Source organism: Comamonas sp. NLF-1-9, from assembly GCF_019195435.1.
Classification (GTDB): domain Bacteria; phylum Pseudomonadota; class Gammaproteobacteria; order Burkholderiales; family Burkholderiaceae_C; genus Comamonas_C.
In genome coordinates this window covers 1,137,473-1,156,297 of record NZ_CP078069.1, presented here as the reverse complement: position 1 = coordinate 1,156,297, position 18,825 = coordinate 1,137,473, and the positions used below count along the sequence as shown (strand labels likewise).

The window sequence follows — 18,825 nt, the reverse complement described above, 5'->3', positions numbered from 1 at the left end:
CACCGTTCAAATATGGCCACCCGCGTTATTGAGGCCACGCCATGACCGAACCCGACCGCTGCGTCTTGCCCCGCGTCCCGCTGATGAGCGGCGAGGCCTACCGCGAATCGCTGCGGCGCCTGAAGCCGCGCGTCTTCGTCGACGGGCGGCAGATCGACTCGGTAGTGGACGCGCCCGAGCTTGCGCCCGGCGTGAACGCGCTGGCCTACACCTACGACTTCGCGCTGCGCGAGGAACTGGCGCCGATTGCCCTGGCCAACCAGACCAGTCGCGCCAAGGTGGTGCCGCGCATGCTGCACGTGAACGAGGCGGCGGGCGATTTGCTCAACAAGCTCGAAGCCGTGCGCGTGCTGTGCCAGGAAACCGGCTGCGCCCAGCGCTATCTGGCGCACGACGCGCTCAACGGCCTGGCGCAAGCCACCGGCGCGATCGACGACGCCAGCGGCACGCGCGAGGCCGGTGACCGCTTTCGCGCCTACCTTGCGCATGCCCAGGACCATGACCTGGCCATCGGCATCGCCATGACCGATGCCAAGGGCGACCGCACCAGAAAACCGCATGAACAGCCGGTGCAGGACGCCTATGTGCACGTGGTGCGCCAAGACGGCAAGGGCATCTGGATCAGTGGTGCCAAGGCCATCGTGACCGGCGCGCCCTACATGCACGAGCTGCTGGTCATGCCCAGCCGCAACATGGGCCCGCAGGACGCGGCCTTTGCCGTGTGCTGCGCGGTGGCGGTGGATGCGCCCGGTGTCACCATCGTCTCGCGCGTGGCCGGGCGCCCGGGCGAGAAGCTGGAGCACGGCGCGGCGCTGTTCTCGCGCAAATACGGCCAGTCCACCGCCGTGGTGCTGTTCGAGGAAGTCTTCGTGCCCTGGGAGCGGGTGTTCTACGCCGGCGACTGGGAGCACAGCCACATCCTTACCTACAGCTACGCCACGCACCACCGCCACAGCTGCATCGCGGCGCGCGCGGGCTTTGGCGACCTCTTGATCGGCGCGGGCGCGCTGATGTGCGAGGCCAACGGTTTTGACGACCCGGGCAAGGTGAGCAGTCTGCGCGAACCCATGGTGGAACTGATCAAGATCGTCGAAGGCTTTTATGCCTGCGGCGTCGCTGCGAGCGTCTACGCCGCGCCGGACAAATACAGCAAAACCTTTATGCCCGAGCCGGTTTTCGCCAACATCGGCAAGCTGCTGCTGGCCACGCAGATCTACGACATGCACCGCCTGGCGCACGAGGTCTCGGGCGGCTTGATCGTGGCGCTGCCAGGGCCGGACGAAGATCACAACCCGGCCACCAGCGCGAGCCTCTCCGAGGTGCTGCGCGCCAACCCGTCCGTGCCCTACGACAAGCGCATCGAGGCCGCGCGTCTGATCGAGGACCTCACCGCCTCCTACCAGGGCGGCTGGTATTCGCTCATCAGTCTGCACGGCGGCGGCTCGCCCGCCGCGATGAAGCAGGAGATCTGGCGCAACTACCCGGTGGGCAGCAAGGTGGAGCTGGTGGAGCGCCTGCTGGAGCGCGGCGTGCTGCACGACCCGAATCGCCCGATCACGCAAAACCGCGAACCGGGCAAGTGCTGCGACAACGGCTGCAGCGCCCCGGGGCAGGCGATCATGGCGCCACTGACGGTGCAGCGCACGCGCGGCGACTAGCGCCCGCCCTGGCGCAGCTTGGCGAAGGCCGCGGCCATGGCCGAAGGCGCCTGCGCCTCCTGCGCTCGCCCGCGCTGCTGGCCGCGCCCTGCGGCTTCGTAGCGGTTTTCACGCGGGGCGTCGCGCCGCGCGGGGGCTGCGTCCAGCTTCATCGTCAGGCTGATGCGTTTGCGCGCTGCGTCCACTTCCAGCACCTTTACCTTCACGATCTGGCCGGTCTTGACGACTTCGCGCGCGTCCTGCACGAAGCGGTGGGCCAGCTGACTCACATGTACCAGACCGTCCTGGTGCACGCCCAGATCGACAAAGGCGCCAAAGGCGGCGACGTTGCTCACCGTGCCTTCAAGCACCATGCCTTCCTTGAGGTCGGCAATGTCCTCCACGCCCTCGTTGAAGCGGGCCACGGCAAAGTCGGGGCGTGGGTCGCGGCCTGGCTTTTCCAGCTCCTGCAGGATGTCACCGACGGTGATGGCACCAAACTGGGGCGTGGTGAACTGCTCGGACTTCAGGCTCTTGAGCACTTCGGAGCGGCCCATGAGCTGGTCTATGGGTTTGCCGGTCTGGGCGATGATTTGTTCGATGACCGGATAGGTCTCCGGGTGCACGCCGGTCACGTCCAGCGGGTTGTCGCCGCCACGTATGCGCAGAAAGCCGGCGGATTGCTCGAAGGTTTTGGGCCCCAGGCCGGTGACCTTGAGCAGTTGCTGGCGGTTGGCAAAAGCGCCGTGCTGCTCGCGCCAGCGCACGATGGCTTTGGCGGTGGTCTGCGTCAGGCCAGAGACGCGCGCCAGCAGTGGGGCGCTGGCGGTGTTCAAGTCCACGCCCACGCCGTTCACGCAGTCTTCCACCACCGCGCCCAGGGTGTGCGCAAGCTGGCTCTGGTTCACGTCGTGCTGGTACTGGCCCACGCCTATGCTCTTGGGGTCTATCTTCACCAGCTCGGCCAGGGGGTCTTGCAGGCGGCGCGCGATGCTGGCAGCGCCGCGCAGGCTCACGTCCACGTCGGGCAGCTCCTGCGAAGCGTATTCGCTGGCCGAATAGACCGAGGCACCGGCTTCGCTGACCACTACTTTTTGGATAGCTGCTGGCGCTTGTCCCGCCTGCGTTTGAGCCGATTTTTGTATTAATTTCATGAGTTCGCCAGCCAGCTTGTCCGTCTCGCGACTGGCGGTGCCATTGCCGATGGCAATCAGCTCTACGCCGTGCTTTTGCACCAGGCGCCCGAGGGTGGCCAGACTCCCGTCCCAGTCGCGCCGGGGCTCGTGCGGGTAAATGGTGGCGGTCTCCAGCAGCTTGCCGGTGGCGTCCACTACTGCCACCTTCACGCCGGTGCGGATGCCGGGGTCCAGCCCCATCACCACCTTCTGCCCGGCGGGTGCGGCCAGCAGCAGGTCGCGCAGATTGTCGGCAAAGACCTTGATCGCCACGGCCTCTGCGCCTTCCCGCAGGCGGGCGAACAGGTCGCGCTCCAGCGACAGGCTGAGCTTGACGCGCCAGGTCCAGGCGACGCATTTGCGCAGCAGCTCGTCGGCCGGGCGGCCCTGGTGGCTCCAGCCCAGGTGCAGGGCAATGCGGCCCTCGGCCAGGCTGGGGCTGTTGCTCCTTCCCCCGCTGGGAGAAGGCGGGAATGGAGGCTGGCCGGCTGAGGCAGCTACCTTCGCAGGCCCCCACCCCGGCCTTCGCCCAGAGGGGGAGGGAGACAAGGCCTCGGGCAGCACCAGCCTGGCATCCAGAATCTCAAGCTGGCGCCCGCGAAACACTGCCAGCGCCCGGTGGCTGGGCACGCGCGCAATGGGTTCGTCGTAGTCGAAGTAGTCGCGGAACTTGGCTACCTCGGGGTCGGCTTCGTTCTTGCCTGCGACGAGCTTGCTTTGCAGCAGGCCTTCGGCCCAGAGCCATTCACGCAGGTTCTGCACCAGCGCGGCGTCTTCGGCCCAGCGTTCGCTCAGGATATCGCGCACGCCGTCGAGCACCGCCTGCACGCTGGTGAAGTCTTCGCCGCCTTCGCCTTTTTCCGCCTTCACGTAGGGCTGGGCGGCGGTTTGCGGGTCAAGGCCAGGGTCGGCAAACAAGGCGTCGGCCAGCGGTTCCATGCCGAACTCCCGCGCGATCTGCCCCTTGGTGCGGCGCTTGGGTTTGTAGGGCAGGTAGAGGTCTTCCAGCTCCTGCTTGGTCGGCGCGGTTTCGATCGCGGCGCGCAGCTCTGCAGTGAGCTTGCCTTGCTCATCGATGCTTTTGAGGACGGCCGCACGCCTGTCCTGGAGCTCGCGCAGGTAGGACAGGCGCGTTTGCAGCTCGCGCAACTGGGCATCGTCCAGGCCGCCGGTCGCTTCCTTGCGGTAGCGGGCGATGAAGGGAACGGTGGCGCCGCCATCGAGCAGTTCGACGGCGGCCTTGACCTGGGATTCAGAGGCGTGGATTTCGCTTGCGATCTGGCGCAGGATGAGGGACATGTGGGACAAGAAAGGCAACTTTGAAGGACACAAAGGCGGCCAAGTGTGCCACGCAGCGCTGCGGACGCCGGCCCGCCAGACCAGGCGAAGTTAGGGCAACGCTGAACAAGCCCCTCGCGCGTCGCGCATCCCAGTCTGGGGCGGTTCTCCGGCCTTGCAAATCCTCGCAATAGCTTTGGCTATTGCTGCGGTTTGCGCCTTGCAGCCCATCCCCATGCTGGGCGCGCGCCATCACGGGGGCTTGTTCAGCGTCGCCTTAGCTGCTGGCGCAGGCACGCGAACGCAGACGAGAAAGCGATACCGGTGTCAGTCCGATATAGGCTGCGAGCTCGTATTGCCGCACCCGCGTTTCGAGCCAGGGACGTTGCGCGAGCACGGCAGCGTAGCGCTCCAGCGCTGGCAAGGTGAGGAGGCGCTGCTCGTGTGCGGCGCGGTTGCGCGCCGTCTCCAACAGCAGCAGCGAGAGGCGATAGGCCCAGGCCGGGTGTTGCTGCCCAAGCTGCATCAGGACGGCGAGGGGTACGCGCTCAAGCACCGTGGGTTCAAGCGCGACAGCCGTGTAGGTGACCGGCGCCGGCGGCTCCTGCAACGACTCCAGCGCCGCAAACACTCGCCCTTCTTCCACGAAGTCGCGCACCCGTGCCTGTCCGCTTGCCGTGGCGTATTCGAGTTTGACCAGGCCTTCGCGGACGAAAAAAAGATCGGCCGGCATGTCTCCAAGCCGAAAAATCGCCTCGCGGCGCGCGTGGGCGCTCGGCCGTACCTCGGATTGCAGCCGCTCGACCTCCGGGAGCGGCGCCGCCCCTTGCGGCTGGAATGCGTCGATCAGCTTCATGGTGGGGCAGGGTGTCTTAGCAAGAGATAAGGACGCCAGGGCAGCGCGGTTCTACAGTGTGGCCGCGATTTGCATGCCGATGACGAAGGGGCACGATGGACATTCCGATCTCTTGCAGCCCGGTCTTTGCCAGCTTCGATGCACTGCTGATGGCCTCGGCCCAGCGCGGGCCCGAAGGCGACCTGCAGCCGGCTCTGCCAGCGTACGACTTTTACCCTGCCGTGACCGAGCCTGCATCCGGCGTCTCGGTGGCAGCGATATGGACCGGCGCGATCGAGGCGCGTGCCTCGCATGCATTTGTGGGCGGCTCGCGCAACGAGCTTCGGCAATTTGCGCTGTGTGCCGTGCTGCTGCGCCATCCGGCAGGCGACCTGTTGCTGGATGCAGGCATAGGTGAGCGATGGCAGGCACACGCGCGGCAATTGTTGTGGCTGCAGCGCCGATCCATGGTGGTGCATGCAGGCGTTCCGGCTGCGCAGCAACTGGCGCGCAGCGGTTACGACCGCGCTCGACTGCGCGCGATCTTGCCGACCCATGCGCACTGGGACCATATCAGCGGGAGCGAGGATTTTGCTGGCGTGCCGGTGCTGATGAACGAGACGGAGCGTCGTTTCATTGCCAGCGGCCATCGCTCGACGCGCGTGGCCCGCATGCTTGCGCCGCGGCCGCTGTGCATTTATGCGTTCAACGGTCCGCCCTACATGGGGTTTGAAGCCAGCCACGACGTATGGGGCGACGGTTGCGTGGTGCTGGTGCCTGCGGCCGGGCACACGCCGGGCTCGATCATCGCATTCGTCACGCTGTCCGACGGCCAGCGCCTGGCATTCATCGGAGACATCGTCTGGCAGATGGAAGGGCTTGAGCGCGACGTACCCAAGCCCTGGCTCAGCCGCTTGTTGGCCGATTACGCGCCCACAGAGCTGCGCCGGCTCGTGCATCGGCTTGCGGCGCTGCATCGCGCTTGCCCGGACATCCGCTTCATTCCCGCACACGACGCCCGGGCGCTGCGCAGTTTGCCGGCCCTCGACGCCTCGCCCCCGCCCCCGCTGCACTCCGAAGCGCAGCGGCCCGGATGAGCGCGGGCGCGCCGCGCGCTCCGAAAAGCGCAGCTTGTCACGCTTGCAAGACAAGCGCTTGAGGCTTGGGTGATGCAGAATCGGCCCATGCCTGCAACCCTTCTTACCGGCTGGTGCTGCAGCAGCACTCAGGCTGCACATGGCCCCGGACGCTGAGCCGCCGCACGGTGACGACGCAAGCGCACCCGGCGACGTGCCGCGCGTGCGCATCTTCCTGGTGATCGCGCTGGCGCTCCTGATGATGTCCGTCGACTCGACCATCGTCGCGACGGCCTTGCATGCGCTGCAGCACGGTCTGGGCACGACGATCAACTGGGCGGGCTGGACGCTGACGGCGTATTCGCTGGGTTTCGTCGTCGCTGTGCCGATCACCGGCAAGCTCAGCGAGCGCTACGGGCGCCGGCGGGTGTTCATTGCCTCGGTGGTGGTGTTCACGCTGGCGTCGCTGCTGTGCGGACTGGCGACCAACATCTACACGCTGATTGCGCTGCGCGTGCTGCAGGCGGCGGGCGGGGCGGGGTTCACGCCTTCGGCTACTGGCATCATCGTGGACCACTTCGGCAGCGCGCGCGATCGGGCGGTGAGTCTGTTTGGCAGCATCTTTCCGATCGGCGCGATGATCGGCCCCATCTTCGGCGGTTTGTTCGTCAACTACTGGGACTGGCGCGGCGTGTTTCTGGTGAACGTGCCCATAGGCGCGGTGATCCTGTTTTTTGCCTGGCGCCTGATTCCGCACGACCGCAAGCAGCACCAGAGTGCGGGCAGCATGGACGTCACCGGCATGGCGCTGCTGGCCGCCTGCGTGCTTGGCGGCATGCTGGGCGTGAACTACCTGGGTGAGCGCGGCGTGTCCTTTCTTGCTCCGCTGGTATGGGCGCCGCTGGCGGTGTCGGTGCTGGCCGGCTGGGCCTTCGTGCGCCATCTGGCGCGCACGCGCGAGCCCTTCATAGAGCCGCGCTTGCTCCATGGGCCCGACTTTGGGGTGGTGAACCTGGTCAACGTGCTGCTGGGCGGGGTGCCGCTCGGAGCCATCGTGCTGGCGCCGCTGTATGCGACCAACCGCTATGGCATCGACGCGCTGGCTTCGGGCACGCTCCTGATCGCCCAGGGCCTCGCGTCGGTGGTGATGTCGGTGCTGGCGGTGCTGGCGCTTCGTCGCAGCGGCTACCGCGCGCCGATTGCCGTGGGCGGCGCGATCACGGCTGCGGGTCTGCTGGTGCTGGCCATGGCGCCGCAGCTTGGCGCCACGCCCTATGTCTGGCTGGCGGGCGGCGCGCTGCTCGCCGGCGTGGGCATGGGCATGATCAACCCGGCCAGCCGCAATGCCGGCCTGCAATTGGCGCCGCAGCATTCGTCTTCGGTGGCGGCGATGCGCTCCATGTTCATGCAGGTGGGCACCATCGTCTTCATCTCGGTGAGCACCGCGGTGCTCGCGGCCGTGCGCGACCCGGGCATTGCCCAGGCCTGGATCTATGCGGTGACCGCGCTGGCCGTGGTGGGCGCGCTGCTGGCGCTGGTGCGTCAGGTGCCCGAACACAAGGGCGCGTGGTAGCGCGGCGCGACCTGCCGCAGGCATGAAAAACGCCACACGAGGGTGGCGTGCGGCGTGTGCGGCGCAAGACGCTCAGGCGATCAGCTTGCCCGCTACCTGCAGCAGGCGGCGCACCTGGTAGCGCACGATGTCCTGCACCTCGTCCTTGATTTCGCCCATCGTGCTGCTGGCGCCATAGGGGTTGCCCAGGCCCTTGAACATGGCCGGGTCGGTAAAGCCCGGCGGCACGATGACCGAGCCCCAGTGCGCAAACGTGGTGTACATGCCCAGCAGCGTCGATTCCTGCCCGCCGTGCAGGTTCTGTGCGCTGGTCATCACGCTCACCGCCTTGCCGGCGAGGTCGCCCTTTTGCCAGATCGGGCCCAGGGTGTCGATGAAGGCGCGCATCTGGCTTGCCACGGTGCCAAAGCGCGTGGGCGCGCTGAACAAAAAGGCATTGGCCCATTGCAGGTCTTCGGGCTTGGCTTCGGCGACGTCGGCCGTTTTCTGCTGGAACTCCTTCCAGGCCTGCACCTTGTCGATGACCGCTTGCGGCGCGGTCTCGGCGGCCTTGCGCAGGCGCACCTCGGCGCCGGCTTCCTCGGCCGCCTTGACCGCGATCTCCGCCAGACGGTGGTTGGTGCCGTAGCTGCTGTAGTAGACGACTGCGAGATGGACCTTGCTCATGTTTCTTCTCCTTGCGAGGTGGTGTGTTGGGGTGCGGTAAAGACAGGCAATGCGCCGGGTAAACCCCGAAACTTGCTCCAGCAGTATTATCAAACACGCGCCTATCCGGGATTGATAGGTGTTTCAGCGTTTGATTGTCCTGAAAATAGAACTATGCACGATTTGAACGACATGCTCTACTTTGCCGAGGTGGTGGAGCGGGGCAGCTTTGCCGCTGCAGGACGGGCAATGGGCATACCCAAGTCGCGCCTGTCGCGGCGCATCTCCGAGCTGGAGGCGCAGCTCAGCGTGCGCCTGCTGCAGCGCACCACGCGCACGCTTTCGCTCACCGACGCGGGGCAGGCCTTTCTGGCGCACTGCGTGGCGGTGCGTGAATCCGCCCAGGCCGCGGCCGACGCCGTGGCCCAGGTGCAGGCCGAGCCGCGCGGCACGGTGCGCGTGACCTGCCCGGTGACGCTGGCGCAGACGGTGCTGGCGCGCCAGCTGCCGTTCTATCTGGACCGCTACCCTGCGGTGCGGCTGGACTTGCAGATCAGCAACCGCGTGGTCAACGTGGTGGAAGAGGGTGTGGACGTGGCGCTGCGCGTGCGCAGCTCGCTGGAAGACAGCGGCTCCATGGTGGTCAAGCGCCTGGACGAAGTCTGCCAGGTGCTGGTGGCCAGCCCCGCGCAACTGCGCCGCCAGGGCACGCCGCGCAGCCTGGACGAGCTTGCGGACATGGACGTGCTCATGCCTTCGGAGAGCGAAGGGCGCGCGAGTGTGCGCCTGATCGGCGCGCAGGGCCGGATGCAGACGCTGGAGCTGTTGCCGCGCTGCGTGATCGACGACTTGCTGTCGCTCAAGTTCGCCGCGATGGCCGGCACCGGCATGGGCTGGCTGCCCGATTACATGGTGGCTCGCGAGCTGGCCGAGGGCAGCCTCGTGCGGCTGCTGCCCGAATGGAGCCAGCCCAAGTCCATCGTGCATGCGGTGTTTGCCTCGCGCCGTGGCATGTCGCCCGCAGTGCGCAGCTTTCTCGATTTTCTGGGCGAGGTGTTTCCCCCGCACGCGCCCGAGTCTTGCGCCGGCCTGCCGGTCACGCCGGCGGCGTGAGCGGACTGCGCACCGCGCGCTTCAATCCAGCCATTCCTGTGCGCGCCAGGCCTTGAACAGCGCGCCGCGCAGCGCCTCGGCCGCGGGGCCGACGGCGTGCACCTGGGCTTCGTCGAGCTCCAGGTTGTTCAGGTACTGCAGGCACAGCGTGGCCGGCCAGGGCATGAAGGGGGTGAGGCCCGCCGGAATGAAGCCCAGCGCCTGCGCGGCCGCGCAGGTGGCTGGCGCATGGGCTTCACCCGCGTCCAGGTGCAGGTAGACCACGTCCAGGCGCGCGCGGCACAGCTGGCGCAGCAGGCGCGCCAGCGCGGCGTGCAAGTCCTGGCCGGCGTGCTGCAGTGTGAGAAAGGCCGCGCCCATGTCCGGCACGATCTGGCTGGCCAGGCGCGTGTCGCCTTGCAGCGTCGGCGCGGGTGCGTGCTGCACCAGCAAGGCTAGGCCAATCGCCTGCGCGCCCGGCTGCACCAGCTCCAGCAGCGCGGGCGGCAGCCACACCGGCAACGGGTCGACCGGATGCAGCAGCTTGCAACTGTGAAACGCGCTCACGCGCTCGCCCTGTCGGCGCCCCGCCAGGCCGCGAAAGCTGGCGCTGCCCGGAATCAGCCCGAGCAGCAGCGCCGTGGGGTGGTAGCCCAGATGGTTGAAGGTTTTCTGCGTATAGGGGTGGGCCGCCACTGCGTGCAGGAAGGCCACACGCTCGGGGCGGCTGGGCAGCGCCTCCTGGCTTGCGGCTACGAGCCGGGTGAACAGCGCGCTGCCGCGCTCGCTCGGGGCGACGACGGCCGTGCCGATTTCCACTGCCGGGTCCTGCGCCTGCGGTTTGAGCAGCGCGATGTGGCCCACGGGCACGCCTTGCTCGCCATGCACCGCGACCCAGGAGGTCAGACGCCCGTCGCGCATCAGTCCGCGTATGCCCTCGGCGGTATACATGTCGGGGTTGGTGTAGGAGTAGCCGTAGGTGCGAAACATCAGCCGCGCCAGATGGATCGCGTCCTCGGGCTGCATGGGCCGGATGGTGGCGGGCTCCCCGCTGCGACGGGCGTCGGCGTCGGATTGCGCTGCGGGGATGGCGGGCGGCGGGGCCACGCCGGCCGAGGCCTGCGGCAGCATCCATTGCAGCAGCACGTGGTGGCCTTGCTGGCCCTGGTTGAGCACCTCGCAGTGGTCGGCCAGCCGCTGCATCAAAAACGCGGCGAGGCCCGCCCCGTCTTCGTCGGCGGTCTCGGGGGCCTCGGGGTCGTAGCGCGGCAACAGGCTCAGGTCGTAGGGCAGGCCGTTGTCGGACAGGCGCAGCTCCAAGGCCGAGCCCTGCAGGCGGATGCTGGCCTGCAGCTCGTTGCTGGCGTCTTCTGCGGCGTCGTGCCCCAGGCGCAACACCGTGGCCAGGGCCTCGTCGCAGGCGGCGCAGATGCGCTGTACGCCGGCGTGATCAAAGCCGAGGAGCTGCGCCTGTTGCTGCATCACCGCCTGCAGCGGCGCCAGGGCGGCAAGGCTTGCGGGCAACTGCAGTTGCAGCCAGGGGCAGAGCGGCACGGCGGCGGTCGCAGAGCCAGCGGGGCGCGACTCAGCCATGGCGCTGGTCCAGCACGCGCAGCAGCTTGCCGCTGCGCGCGTTGGTCTGCAGGCCATCGAGCGTGACCGCATGCACGCGCAGCGGGTGCACCACGCCGGCGTCCAACAGGTCGCGGAACATGGGGCGGGCGGCATAGAGGGCCTGGGCGATCTGCGCCGCGCAGGCGTCGTCCAGGCCTGCGGGTTCGGCCAGCGCCAGACGCAGGCAGCATTCGTCGCGCTCGCCGTGGTGCGAGATCAGCAGCTGAAAGTCCTTGAAGCCCGCCAGCACGCCCTGCGCCTGCAGCGCGGTGAGCGCCTGGCGGATGTCGTCCACGTACAGCGTCATGGGGCCGACGCGCGCGCCTTCTTCGGTGCGCCCGAGCAGACGAAAGCGCCGCTCGGGCGTGCCCGGCGGGTCAACCCATTCGCCGCGGTCGCCCACGGGGTAGCGCACGATGGGCATGAGCCGGCGCAGCAGATTGGTGACGACCAGGCGCCCGGGCACGCCCGCTTCCTCGATGGAGGCGTCGCTGCCCTCGTCGATGATCTCGAGCACCGTGCTGTCGTCATAGCTGTGGTGCACGCCGGGCTCGGCCTCGGGGTCGGTCCAGCCCAGCTCGCCGTAGTCCACTCCGGCCACGCTGATGGAGCGCACCACGCAGCCCGGAAACACGGCCTGCACGCGCGCGATCTGGTCGGCGAACATGGGCTCGCCGGCAAACAGGATGAGGCGCAGCGACAGACGCCCCCTGTCTTCGGGCGTGAGCAGCTCCAGCAGCTTCATGAGGGTGGTGGGCACGCCGGCGAGCACGTTCAGGTCGAACTGGCGCCAGATCGCCAGCGCCTCGTGCAAGTCGTCGCCGGCGATGGGAAAGCCCATGCCCATGTCGGCCGCCTCGATCAGGCGCTGCGAGAACAGAAAGGAGGCGTAGAGCTTGCCCGCGTAGAACAGGTTGCCCACGCGGTCGCCCGGGCGCAGCAGCAGGCGCAGGCGCTCGCCGCTGCGCCGGGTGAAGGCCTGCCACTCGGAGTTGGTGAAGACCGAGTATTTGGGCTGGCCGGTGGTGCCGCCGCTCTTGAAGGTGATGCCGCCATCGAGCGGCCCGGTGAACACCCGGTTGTCTTGCACCGTGTTGGCGGCCCAAAAGCGCTTGCTGTCCAGCAGCGGGTAGTCGGCCAGCCGCGTACTGGCGGCGGGGACCTGGGCCCAGTAGTCGCGGTAGAAGGGCGAGTGCGTGCGCACGAAGGCGAGCAGCTCGGGCAGCAGGGCGGATGCGGGGGCTGGCGTGGGAGGCATGGGCGGCTTTCTTTGCATGGGCGGCGCGCTCAGGCGCCGACGCGGTGGTCGCAGATGTGGATGATCTTGCCGCTCACCGGGTTGCGCGTGAAGCCGGCGTCTTCGTGCACGCTGATGCTCAGCTCCAGCGCGATGCCCAGGCTCTGGCAGTCCTGCAGCGGCGGGTAGCTGGCCAGCAGATGGGTTATCGCTGCCTGGGTGTTGGCGCTGTTCCATTGGTTGTCCAGGCGGATTTCCAGTTCGGTGTGCGTCTGGCGCGCACGCAGATGCAGCTGCACCGGGCCGGGGTAGGCAAAGCGCTCGCCCAGCAGTTGCACGAAGCTGTCGTAGCGCATCAGCGGCCCGGCCTTGAACACGTCGCCCAGGCGCCCCAGCAGTTCGAAGCGCGGCTCTTTGCGCCCGCAGGCGCAGGGGCCGCTCAGCCAGCGGCCGAGGTCGCCGATTTCATAGCGCTCGATGCGCGGCAGGCCGCGCACCAGCGGGGTGAAGATCAGGCGCCCGACGGCGTCACCCTGCACCGGGGTGTCGCTGTCCAGCTCGACGATCTCCAGCGTCTGCAGCCGCGTGTACAAGTGGTGTACGCCGCCGCTGCTGTGCGCACACTGGTAGCCCATGGGGCCGGCATCATTGGAGCCATAGGCGGCCGAGCGCACCAGGGCCACGCCGCAGTCTTGGGTCAAGAAGCCTTGCTGGGCGCTGGAGAGTGCCTCGCCGCCGTAGAAGATTTTTTGCACCCCGCCCCAGTCGCGCAGGCGCTGGCCCTGGTCCTTGAACAAGGCCAGCAGGTGCGGCGGCACGCCGATCAAGGTGTTGGCGCCGTGGGCGATGATCTGCTCGGCGATGAAGTCGTAGTCCGGCGACATGGCCATGGGCAGCTGGCGCACCTTCAGCCGCTCCAGAATGCCCCAGAAGCTGAGAAAGCCGCCGTAGAGGTTGCCCGCGGGCAGCAGGTTCATCACGCAGTCGCGCTCGGGGTCGAGCCCTGCGGCAACCAGGCCGTCGCCCGAGGTGGCCATCTGCACGTCGAAGTCGCTCCAGCGGTAGCCCGCGTAGGCGATCTTGCCGCTGGTGCCGCCGCTGCGCACGATCACGCCGGTTCTGGGGTCCGTCCCTTGCAGCGCCTGAAAGCCCGCCTTGCTCAGGATGGGCACGTCCGGCGCCGGCATGCGTTCGGGCGCTTCCAGCGCGTCGATCTGGCCGTGCTCGCGCAGCAGCTCGGGCCCGTCGACCGAGACGCGCCGCGCCAGTTGCTGCAGCGCATACATGCCGTCGTGCGGCGCGCCCAGGTAGCTGTCGACCATCTCGCCGGGACGGGTGATGCGCGTGACCCCGGCCGAGAGCAGCAGGCGCGTGAGCGGCGCGATGCTGGCCAGCCCCGCCGCCAGGCCGCAGGTCTGCAGCCAGGGGCGCATGGGGCGCAGCTGCGCGGCGAGCTGGCTGCGCTGCACCGGCTTGAGCCAGATGCTGCGGTACAGCGGCGAGGGGCGCAGGCCAGGGCGGGTATCGAGCAGGATGCGCCAGCCGCCCGCCGGGTCTTCGATCACCCGGGTCAGGCCCAGCGCCTGCTCGCTGCGCGCGACGCTCACCACGCTGGTGATTTCGGCCTGCTCGGCGCTGTCCGGCTGCTGTGCGGCGATGGTGGGGGATATGCGTGCCAGCAGTGCCGCCAGGCGCTCTGCCAGCGCGTGCAGCCCGGCTTCGTCGGTTTCGGCCATCAGCGTCTGCGGGCTGGAGCAGGCCTGCTGGTCCAGGCGGCAGATGTCGCGCGCAAAGCCTTGCAGCGCCGCCTCGTCGTCCAGGCAGTCGGCGGCCAGATAGGCAAACGACACCTTGTGCCCCCAGGCGATCAGGCGCGCGTGGCCAGGCACCATGGAGCGCACCGCGCTGATGGCCTTTTCGCCGCCCCAGGCAGAGACCGCGTCGGCGCAGGCCATGAGCTGGTGCAGCGCCTGCTGTTCGCTGGAGGGCAGGGCGAGCACCGCGATGTAGTCGGCCAGGTGCCCGGACACGTCGGCCTGCACCAGCGCCTGGGCAAACAACTGGGCCACGTGGCCGTCGCGCGCGCTGGTCTTGACCACGTTGACGTTGCCCGTGAGCAGCCCTTCCACCAGGCCAAGCGCGGCCACGGTGAAGACGTTGGATGGCGCGATGTGCACCACGCAGCCGCAGGCGGCCCAGGCTTCGAACTGGCGGCCGGGGTAGCGCCGCTGCAGCGTGCCGGGGTAGTGGCTGCCCAGTTCGCTGCGCAGTTTTTCGTGCAGCGCGTCCTGCTCCAGGATGGCGGCCATGGCCTGCAGCATGGCCAGCGCATCGGCTTCGGTGCTGGTGCGCAGCGCCTCTTGCAAGAGCGCCCCGTAGCAGCCGCTCTGCGCGCTGATCTGGCGCGAGACGCTGTGGCAGGCCGCTACCAAGGCCTGCAGCGGGAAGGGACGGGGCAGGGTGGCGTCGATGTGCGCGGGCAGACCCTGCAGCGCGGCTGGCAGCTCGTCGGTCTGCAGCCAGCGCCCGAACCAGAAGCAGGCAGTGGGGGCTAGGGGAGAGCTCATGGCACGGTGTCCTTGCAATCGCGGGTTCCGGGGTGTATCAAAATCAATAGCTGCGTGCGCTTGTGTGGCAAGCGTTCTGGCCGCTTTTCATTCAAATTTTCGAGAGAGGCAGGCCTCAGCCCGAAGGCAGCAGCTCCGCCGCCGCCGCCGCGCAGCTCTTGTTCGAGGAGGTGCCTGCACGCCCCAGAATCTCGAACCAGGGGGTGGGCGTGCCACAGGCGCAACTGCTCGCAGCGTGCAGCACGCCCAGGTCGCCCATCACCACGCTGTGCGCCGGCACGCTGGTGATGTAGGGCGAGAGAAAGGACAAAAAGCCCGCTTGCCCGTGCGCCAGCGGCCTGAGCGTGGCCACGTCGCGCACCAGCACGCGTGACCAGGTGGGCTGATGCAGGTGATGGTGGCTGCAACTGGTGTAGGGGATGCTGTGCTCGACCGAGCCGAAGGTCTCCACGATGCGCTCGCTGGCGATGCCCAGCTGGCGCGTGATGCTGGCGTGCATCGCCTCCTTGGCGATGGCCTGGTCGGCATGGCCCTTCCAGCCGCCGCCCAGGATGACGGCGCTGCCCGGCGCCAGTTGCAGCGGCGCGATGCCCATTTTTTCCAGCCGCTGCAGCGTGAAATGCAGGAAGGCCGGAAAGCCGATGATGCGCACCGGCGTGCTGCCCTCAGCCCAGCGCTGGAGCCGGGCCACGGCGCCAAAGGCGTCGAACTCGTGCTGGCCCTGACCGAGCGCGCGCAGCGTCCAGAACACCTCGGCCGCCGGGGCGTAGCGCATCAGGTACTGGTTGGTGTTGGAGGTACCCACGCGCAGGCCGTCGTAGGGTTCATAGGCGTTGACCAGGTAGTGCGCGGGCGCGCTGCTGACCATGCCGCGCGCCTGCATGCAGTCGTCGGCCATGCGCCGCCCGTGCCCTATGGTGAAGGCGTCAAAGAACATCTGCGACTTCTGCCCGGTGGTGCCCGATGAGGTCAGGTGCAGCGTGATGGCGTCTTCGGGCACGCTCAGGATCTCATGCTGCTTGAAGAAGTTGGCATGCACCGGCGGCAGCGCAATCAGACTCTCGAGCGTGGTCAGCGCATCGACGTCCACCTGGTGCTGGGCCAGCAGCCGCGCGTACCAGGGCGAGCGCTGCTGGTGCCAGCGCGTGATGTCGCGCATGGCGGTGATGAAGGCGGCCTCGCTGTCCGTTTCGGGCAAATAAGGCGTGGTGATCTCGCAAAACTGCTGCACGCTGGGCGGCGCGGCAAGCTCGGACTGCGCACTGGCAGTGCAATCGACTCGCATGGTGTTGTCTCCGTGGCAAGGCCTCTGGCGGGCCCTGGTTGGGCGCAGTCTAGCCTGCACCGTGCGTGCGCGTGCGCCGGCGGCAGGCGGCGGGCGCGCGCGCTTCAATGCCCGAAATGCAGACGCACCAAGGACTGGCCGGCGCTGGTGCCGGTGTTGATCCTGTCGGCCAGGCAGCCGGTGCGGGCGGGGCGCTTGGGCAGGCGGATCAAGGGCGCGGGCAGGCAGGGCGGGTGGCGGGCGCTATCATCTGCGCAATCCGCACTGCGCCGGCCCAGGCTGCGCGCCCCGAGAGGCCTACATCCATGGATATCGTTCCCGAGACCACCGCCACGGCCACCATCGTGCCGCTGCAAGGGCAGATCAACAGCGCCAATGCGGCCGAAGCGGAAACGCGGCTGCTGGCTCTGGTCGATGGCGGTGCGCGCAAGCTGGTGCTGGACTTTGCCGGGCTCAACTACATCTCCAGCGCCGGCCTGCGCCTGGTGCTGGTGCTGGCCAAACGCATGAAGCAGGAGGGCGGGCGCCTGGTGCTGTGCGCGATGCAGCCGCATGTGCGCGAGGTGTTCGAGATCAGCGGCTTCCTGGCCATTCTGGACGTGCAGGCCACGCGCCAGGATGCGCTCGCCAAGTTCTAGCGCGCAGCACCCGCTTGCCTGGCCCCGCCACGCGGTATTCACATGACGGACCGCACCCCTTCCGAGCCCTGGCCGGCCTGGCAGCAGGCCCCGCACGAGCTGGCCCCGGGCAGCGGCCCGAAGGCGCTGGCCGCGTCGCTCGCCTGGCTGGAGGCATTGTGTGAAGAACTGGCCTTGCCGGCGCAACTGGGCTTTGTCGTCGGCCTGTGCGCGGACGAGGCGCTGGCCAACGTCACCGCCAATGCGCGCACGCCGGGCGGCGCACCGGCGCAGGTATGGCTGGCGTTTGGCCGGCTTGGCGGCGGAGTCGGCCTGCTGGTAGCCGATGACGGAGCGCCCTTTGACCCCACGCGCCAGGCAAGCCCCGGGCTTGCCGCGTCGCTTGAAGAGGCGGTGCCCGGCGGGCACGGCCTGCGCCTGATGCGCCACTACACCCGCGCCATGCACTACCGGCGCGCGGCGCAGCGCAACGAGTTGCTGCTGGTGTTTGCGCTTGCGACCTAGGTCCATGCGGCGCAGCCGCATGGAGCCATGGCGGCGCCGCTGCTGCCTTGGCGGCGCAAGCCATGTAACATGCGCTGACGGGAGAAGTTCATTGGCTAGTTGATGCTGCGTGCGCCGCGGCCTGTTGCGCGCACGCGTGGCGGACTGTGCAGGAGGTACCCATGCAGCTGCCCATACGGCTCGACGGCGCATCGGGCAAGAACCTGCAAACGCGTATTGCCGGCCAGATCCGCGGTCTGATTCTGGATGGCCGGCTGGCGCCGGGCGCGCGCATGCCGGCCAGCCGTGAACTGGCCGCCGACCTCAAGGTCTCGCGCAACACCGTGATGGGCGCGTATGCGCGCCTGGTGGCCGAGGGTCTGATCGAGGCGCGCGAGCCGGCCGGCACCTTCGTGAGCGAGCGCCCGCTGCCTGAAGGGCCGTCGGTTTTGCCTCTGGCGCCCAGCCACTTCGCCGCACCACAGCCGCGGCGCCAGGGACGCCATCTGGCGCTGCGCGTGCAGTCCCACCAGGTGCTGCCGCCGCACGCCAGCGAACTGCCGTTCGACTTCTGGGTGGGGCGCCCCGACGCACGGCTCTTTCCGCTGCGCCTGTGGCAGTCGTTGCTCGTGCGCATGCTGCGCGGCAACGCGCGCCATTTGTGCGACTACGGCGACCCGCAAGGCCTGCATGCCTTGCGCGTGGCGATCGCCGCGCATGTGGGCGCAACGCGCGGCATCGCTACCGAGCCGGGGCGCATCGTCATCACCAACGGCATCCAGGAGGGGCTGAATCTGCTGGCCTGTCTGCTGATTCAGCCCGGCGTGCAGGTGGCGGTAGAAAACCCCTGCTACCGCGGTGCGGCCAATGTCTTCCTCAACCACGGCGCGGCGCTGCTGCCGGTGCGCGTGGACCGCGAAGGCATAGACCCGGCGCGCCTGCCCGAGGCGGCGGCGCTCGTCTACACCACGCCATCGCACCAGTACCCGCTCGGGGCCACGCTGTCCTTGCCGCGGCGCCAGGCTCTGCTGGACTGGGCGCGGGCCAGTGGCGGAATCATCGTCGAGGACGACTACGACAGCGATTTTTTCTACGACGGCACGCCGCTGCCGGCGCTCAAGAGCCTGGACCGTGACGACGTGGTGATCTATCTGGGCACCTTCTCCAAGAGCCTGGGCGCAGGCCTGCGCATTGGCTACATGGTCTTGCCGGCCGATCTGGTCGAGCCCAGCTGCCACGCCAAGGCCTTGCTCAACAACTGCCAGCCCTGGCTGGAGCAGGCGGCGCTTGCGGCCTTCATCTCGGAAGGCGGCTATGCACAGCATCTGCGGCGCATGCGCCAGTCCTATGCGGCCCGGCGCAACCACTTGTGCGCGGGGCTTGCGCACTTTCTGCCGCAATGGTGGGTTGACGGGCGCGAAGGCGGCATGCATGTGGTGGTGCATCTGCCGGCCCACGAGGGCAGCGCGCACGAGGTTCAGGCGCTGGCGCACGCCCAGGGCGTGGGTGTCTACGGCATCGACAAGGGCAACGCGCTGATGCTTGACGTCGCGCCCGAGGACCCCTTGCAGCGCGTGCTATTGCTCGGCTACGCGGCGCTCGACGAGACCGAGATCAGCGAGGCGCTGCTGCGCATGCGCCGCGCGCTGGCAGCGGCGCCGGCGCTTGCGTAGGAGCGCGGGCACCGGGC

The 18,825-nt window shown here is 68.5% G+C and carries 14 protein-coding genes; 7 read left to right on the top strand and 7 right to left on the bottom strand.

The window, feature by feature from the left end:
- The first annotated feature begins 41 nt into the window (after positions 1 to 41).
- Positions 42 to 1,658 (top strand): 4-hydroxyphenylacetate 3-hydroxylase N-terminal domain-containing protein, encoded by a 1,617-nt coding sequence (locus KUD94_RS05550; protein WP_218238798.1) that lies wholly within the window; start codon positions 42 to 44, stop codon positions 1,656 to 1,658.
- Here KUD94_RS05550 and KUD94_RS05545 read toward each other — a convergent pair.
- Positions 1,655 to 4,111: a Tex family protein gene (locus KUD94_RS05545; RefSeq protein WP_218239201.1), complete on the bottom strand. Its 2,457-nt coding sequence runs from the start codon at positions 4,109 to 4,111 to the stop codon at positions 1,655 to 1,657. The two genes, KUD94_RS05550 and KUD94_RS05545, sit on opposite strands and share 4 nt — an antisense overlap.
- A gap of 256 nt (positions 4,112 to 4,367) precedes the next feature.
- Positions 4,368 to 4,946 carry a Crp/Fnr family transcriptional regulator gene (locus KUD94_RS05540; protein WP_218238797.1) on the bottom strand — a complete coding sequence of 193 codons (579 nt, stop codon included), beginning with the start codon at positions 4,944 to 4,946 and terminating at the stop codon, positions 4,368 to 4,370.
- A 95-nt stretch (positions 4,947 to 5,041) separates the two neighbouring features.
- Here KUD94_RS05540 and KUD94_RS05535 point away from each other — a divergent pair, with 95 nt between their 5' ends.
- The gene (locus KUD94_RS05535; RefSeq protein ID WP_218238796.1) at positions 5,042 to 6,022 is read left to right on the top strand and encodes an MBL fold metallo-hydrolase; all 981 of its coding nucleotides are present in this window, start codon (positions 5,042 to 5,044) and stop codon (positions 6,020 to 6,022) included.
- Positions 6,023 to 6,161: 139 nt separating this feature from the next.
- Positions 6,162 to 7,574, top strand: coding sequence for an MFS transporter (locus tag KUD94_RS05530; protein ID WP_218238795.1), 1,413 nt, complete (start codon positions 6,162 to 6,164; stop codon positions 7,572 to 7,574).
- A 72-nt stretch (positions 7,575 to 7,646) separates the two neighbouring features.
- Here the strand turns inward: KUD94_RS05530 and wrbA are convergent, their stop codons facing one another.
- Positions 7,647 to 8,240, bottom strand: coding sequence for an NAD(P)H:quinone oxidoreductase (wrbA, locus tag KUD94_RS05525; protein WP_218238794.1), 594 nt, complete (start codon positions 8,238 to 8,240; stop codon positions 7,647 to 7,649).
- 153 nt (positions 8,241 to 8,393) lie between these two features.
- Here wrbA and KUD94_RS05520 point away from each other — a divergent pair, with 153 nt between their 5' ends.
- A complete protein-coding gene (locus KUD94_RS05520) occupies positions 8,394 to 9,332 on the top strand; it encodes a LysR family transcriptional regulator (protein ID WP_218238793.1) in 939 nt (312 codons plus the stop codon).
- A gap of 21 nt (positions 9,333 to 9,353) precedes the next feature.
- On the opposite strand, the gene KUD94_RS05515 is transcribed toward KUD94_RS05520, so the two are convergent.
- From KUD94_RS05515 to KUD94_RS05500, 4 genes are all read right to left on the bottom strand, one after another.
- Positions 9,354 to 10,904 carry a GNAT family N-acetyltransferase gene (locus tag KUD94_RS05515; protein WP_218238792.1) on the bottom strand — a complete coding sequence of 517 codons (1,551 nt, stop codon included), beginning with the start codon at positions 10,902 to 10,904 and terminating at the stop codon, positions 9,354 to 9,356.
- A complete protein-coding gene (locus tag KUD94_RS05510) occupies positions 10,897 to 12,183 on the bottom strand; it encodes a phenylacetate--CoA ligase family protein (RefSeq protein WP_218238791.1) in 1,287 nt (428 codons plus the stop codon). The genes KUD94_RS05515 and KUD94_RS05510 overlap by 8 nt, the downstream gene beginning before the upstream one ends.
- 29 nt (positions 12,184 to 12,212) lie before the next feature.
- Complete coding sequence (locus KUD94_RS05505; RefSeq protein ID WP_218238790.1) at positions 12,213 to 14,729, bottom strand: acyl-CoA reductase; 2,517 nt, start codon at positions 14,727 to 14,729, stop codon at positions 12,213 to 12,215.
- 115 nt (positions 14,730 to 14,844) lie between these two features.
- Positions 14,845 to 16,014, bottom strand: a complete 1,170-nt coding sequence (locus tag KUD94_RS05500; protein ID WP_218238789.1) for an acyl-protein synthase — start codon at positions 16,012 to 16,014, stop codon at positions 14,845 to 14,847.
- A 305-nt stretch (positions 16,015 to 16,319) separates the two neighbouring features.
- On the opposite strand from KUD94_RS05500, the gene KUD94_RS05495 reads away from it, so the two are divergent.
- From KUD94_RS05495 to KUD94_RS05485, 3 genes are all read left to right on the top strand, one after another.
- On the top strand, positions 16,320 to 16,652 hold the full coding sequence (locus KUD94_RS05495) for an STAS domain-containing protein (RefSeq protein ID WP_218238788.1): 333 nt from the start codon (positions 16,320 to 16,322) through the stop codon (positions 16,650 to 16,652).
- A gap of 42 nt (positions 16,653 to 16,694) precedes the next feature.
- Entirely contained in the window at positions 16,695 to 17,156 is a 462-nt protein-coding gene (locus KUD94_RS05490) for an ATP-binding protein (protein WP_218238787.1), read from the top strand.
- A gap of 161 nt (positions 17,157 to 17,317) precedes the next feature.
- Positions 17,318 to 18,808 carry a PLP-dependent aminotransferase family protein gene (locus KUD94_RS05485; protein ID WP_218238786.1) on the top strand — a complete coding sequence of 497 codons (1,491 nt, stop codon included), beginning with the start codon at positions 17,318 to 17,320 and terminating at the stop codon, positions 18,806 to 18,808.
- Positions 18,809 to 18,825: the final 17 nt, after the last annotated feature.

Coding starts and splice junctions, on each gene's coding strand:
- KUD94_RS05550 (WP_218238798.1), top strand. CDS start 42: ATGACCGAACCCGACCGCTGCGTCTTGCCCCGCGTCCCGCTGATGAGC.
- KUD94_RS05545 (WP_218239201.1), bottom strand. CDS start 4,111: ATGTCCCTCATCCTGCGCCAGATCGCAAGCGAAATCCACGCCTCTGAA.
- KUD94_RS05540 (WP_218238797.1), bottom strand. CDS start 4,946: ATGAAGCTGATCGACGCATTCCAGCCGCAAGGGGCGGCGCCGCTCCCG.
- KUD94_RS05535 (WP_218238796.1), top strand. CDS start 5,042: ATGGACATTCCGATCTCTTGCAGCCCGGTCTTTGCCAGCTTCGATGCA.
- KUD94_RS05530 (WP_218238795.1), top strand. CDS start 6,162: ATGGCCCCGGACGCTGAGCCGCCGCACGGTGACGACGCAAGCGCACCC.
- wrbA (WP_218238794.1), bottom strand. CDS start 8,240: ATGAGCAAGGTCCATCTCGCAGTCGTCTACTACAGCAGCTACGGCACC.
- KUD94_RS05520 (WP_218238793.1), top strand. CDS start 8,394: ATGCACGATTTGAACGACATGCTCTACTTTGCCGAGGTGGTGGAGCGG.
- KUD94_RS05515 (WP_218238792.1), bottom strand. CDS start 10,904: ATGGCTGAGTCGCGCCCCGCTGGCTCTGCGACCGCCGCCGTGCCGCTC.
- KUD94_RS05510 (WP_218238791.1), bottom strand. CDS start 12,183: ATGCCTCCCACGCCAGCCCCCGCATCCGCCCTGCTGCCCGAGCTGCTC.
- KUD94_RS05505 (WP_218238790.1), bottom strand. CDS start 14,729: ATGAGCTCTCCCCTAGCCCCCACTGCCTGCTTCTGGTTCGGGCGCTGG.
- KUD94_RS05500 (WP_218238789.1), bottom strand. CDS start 16,014: ATGCGAGTCGATTGCACTGCCAGTGCGCAGTCCGAGCTTGCCGCGCCG.
- KUD94_RS05495 (WP_218238788.1), top strand. CDS start 16,320: ATGGATATCGTTCCCGAGACCACCGCCACGGCCACCATCGTGCCGCTG.
- KUD94_RS05490 (WP_218238787.1), top strand. CDS start 16,695: ATGACGGACCGCACCCCTTCCGAGCCCTGGCCGGCCTGGCAGCAGGCC.
- KUD94_RS05485 (WP_218238786.1), top strand. CDS start 17,318: ATGCAGCTGCCCATACGGCTCGACGGCGCATCGGGCAAGAACCTGCAA.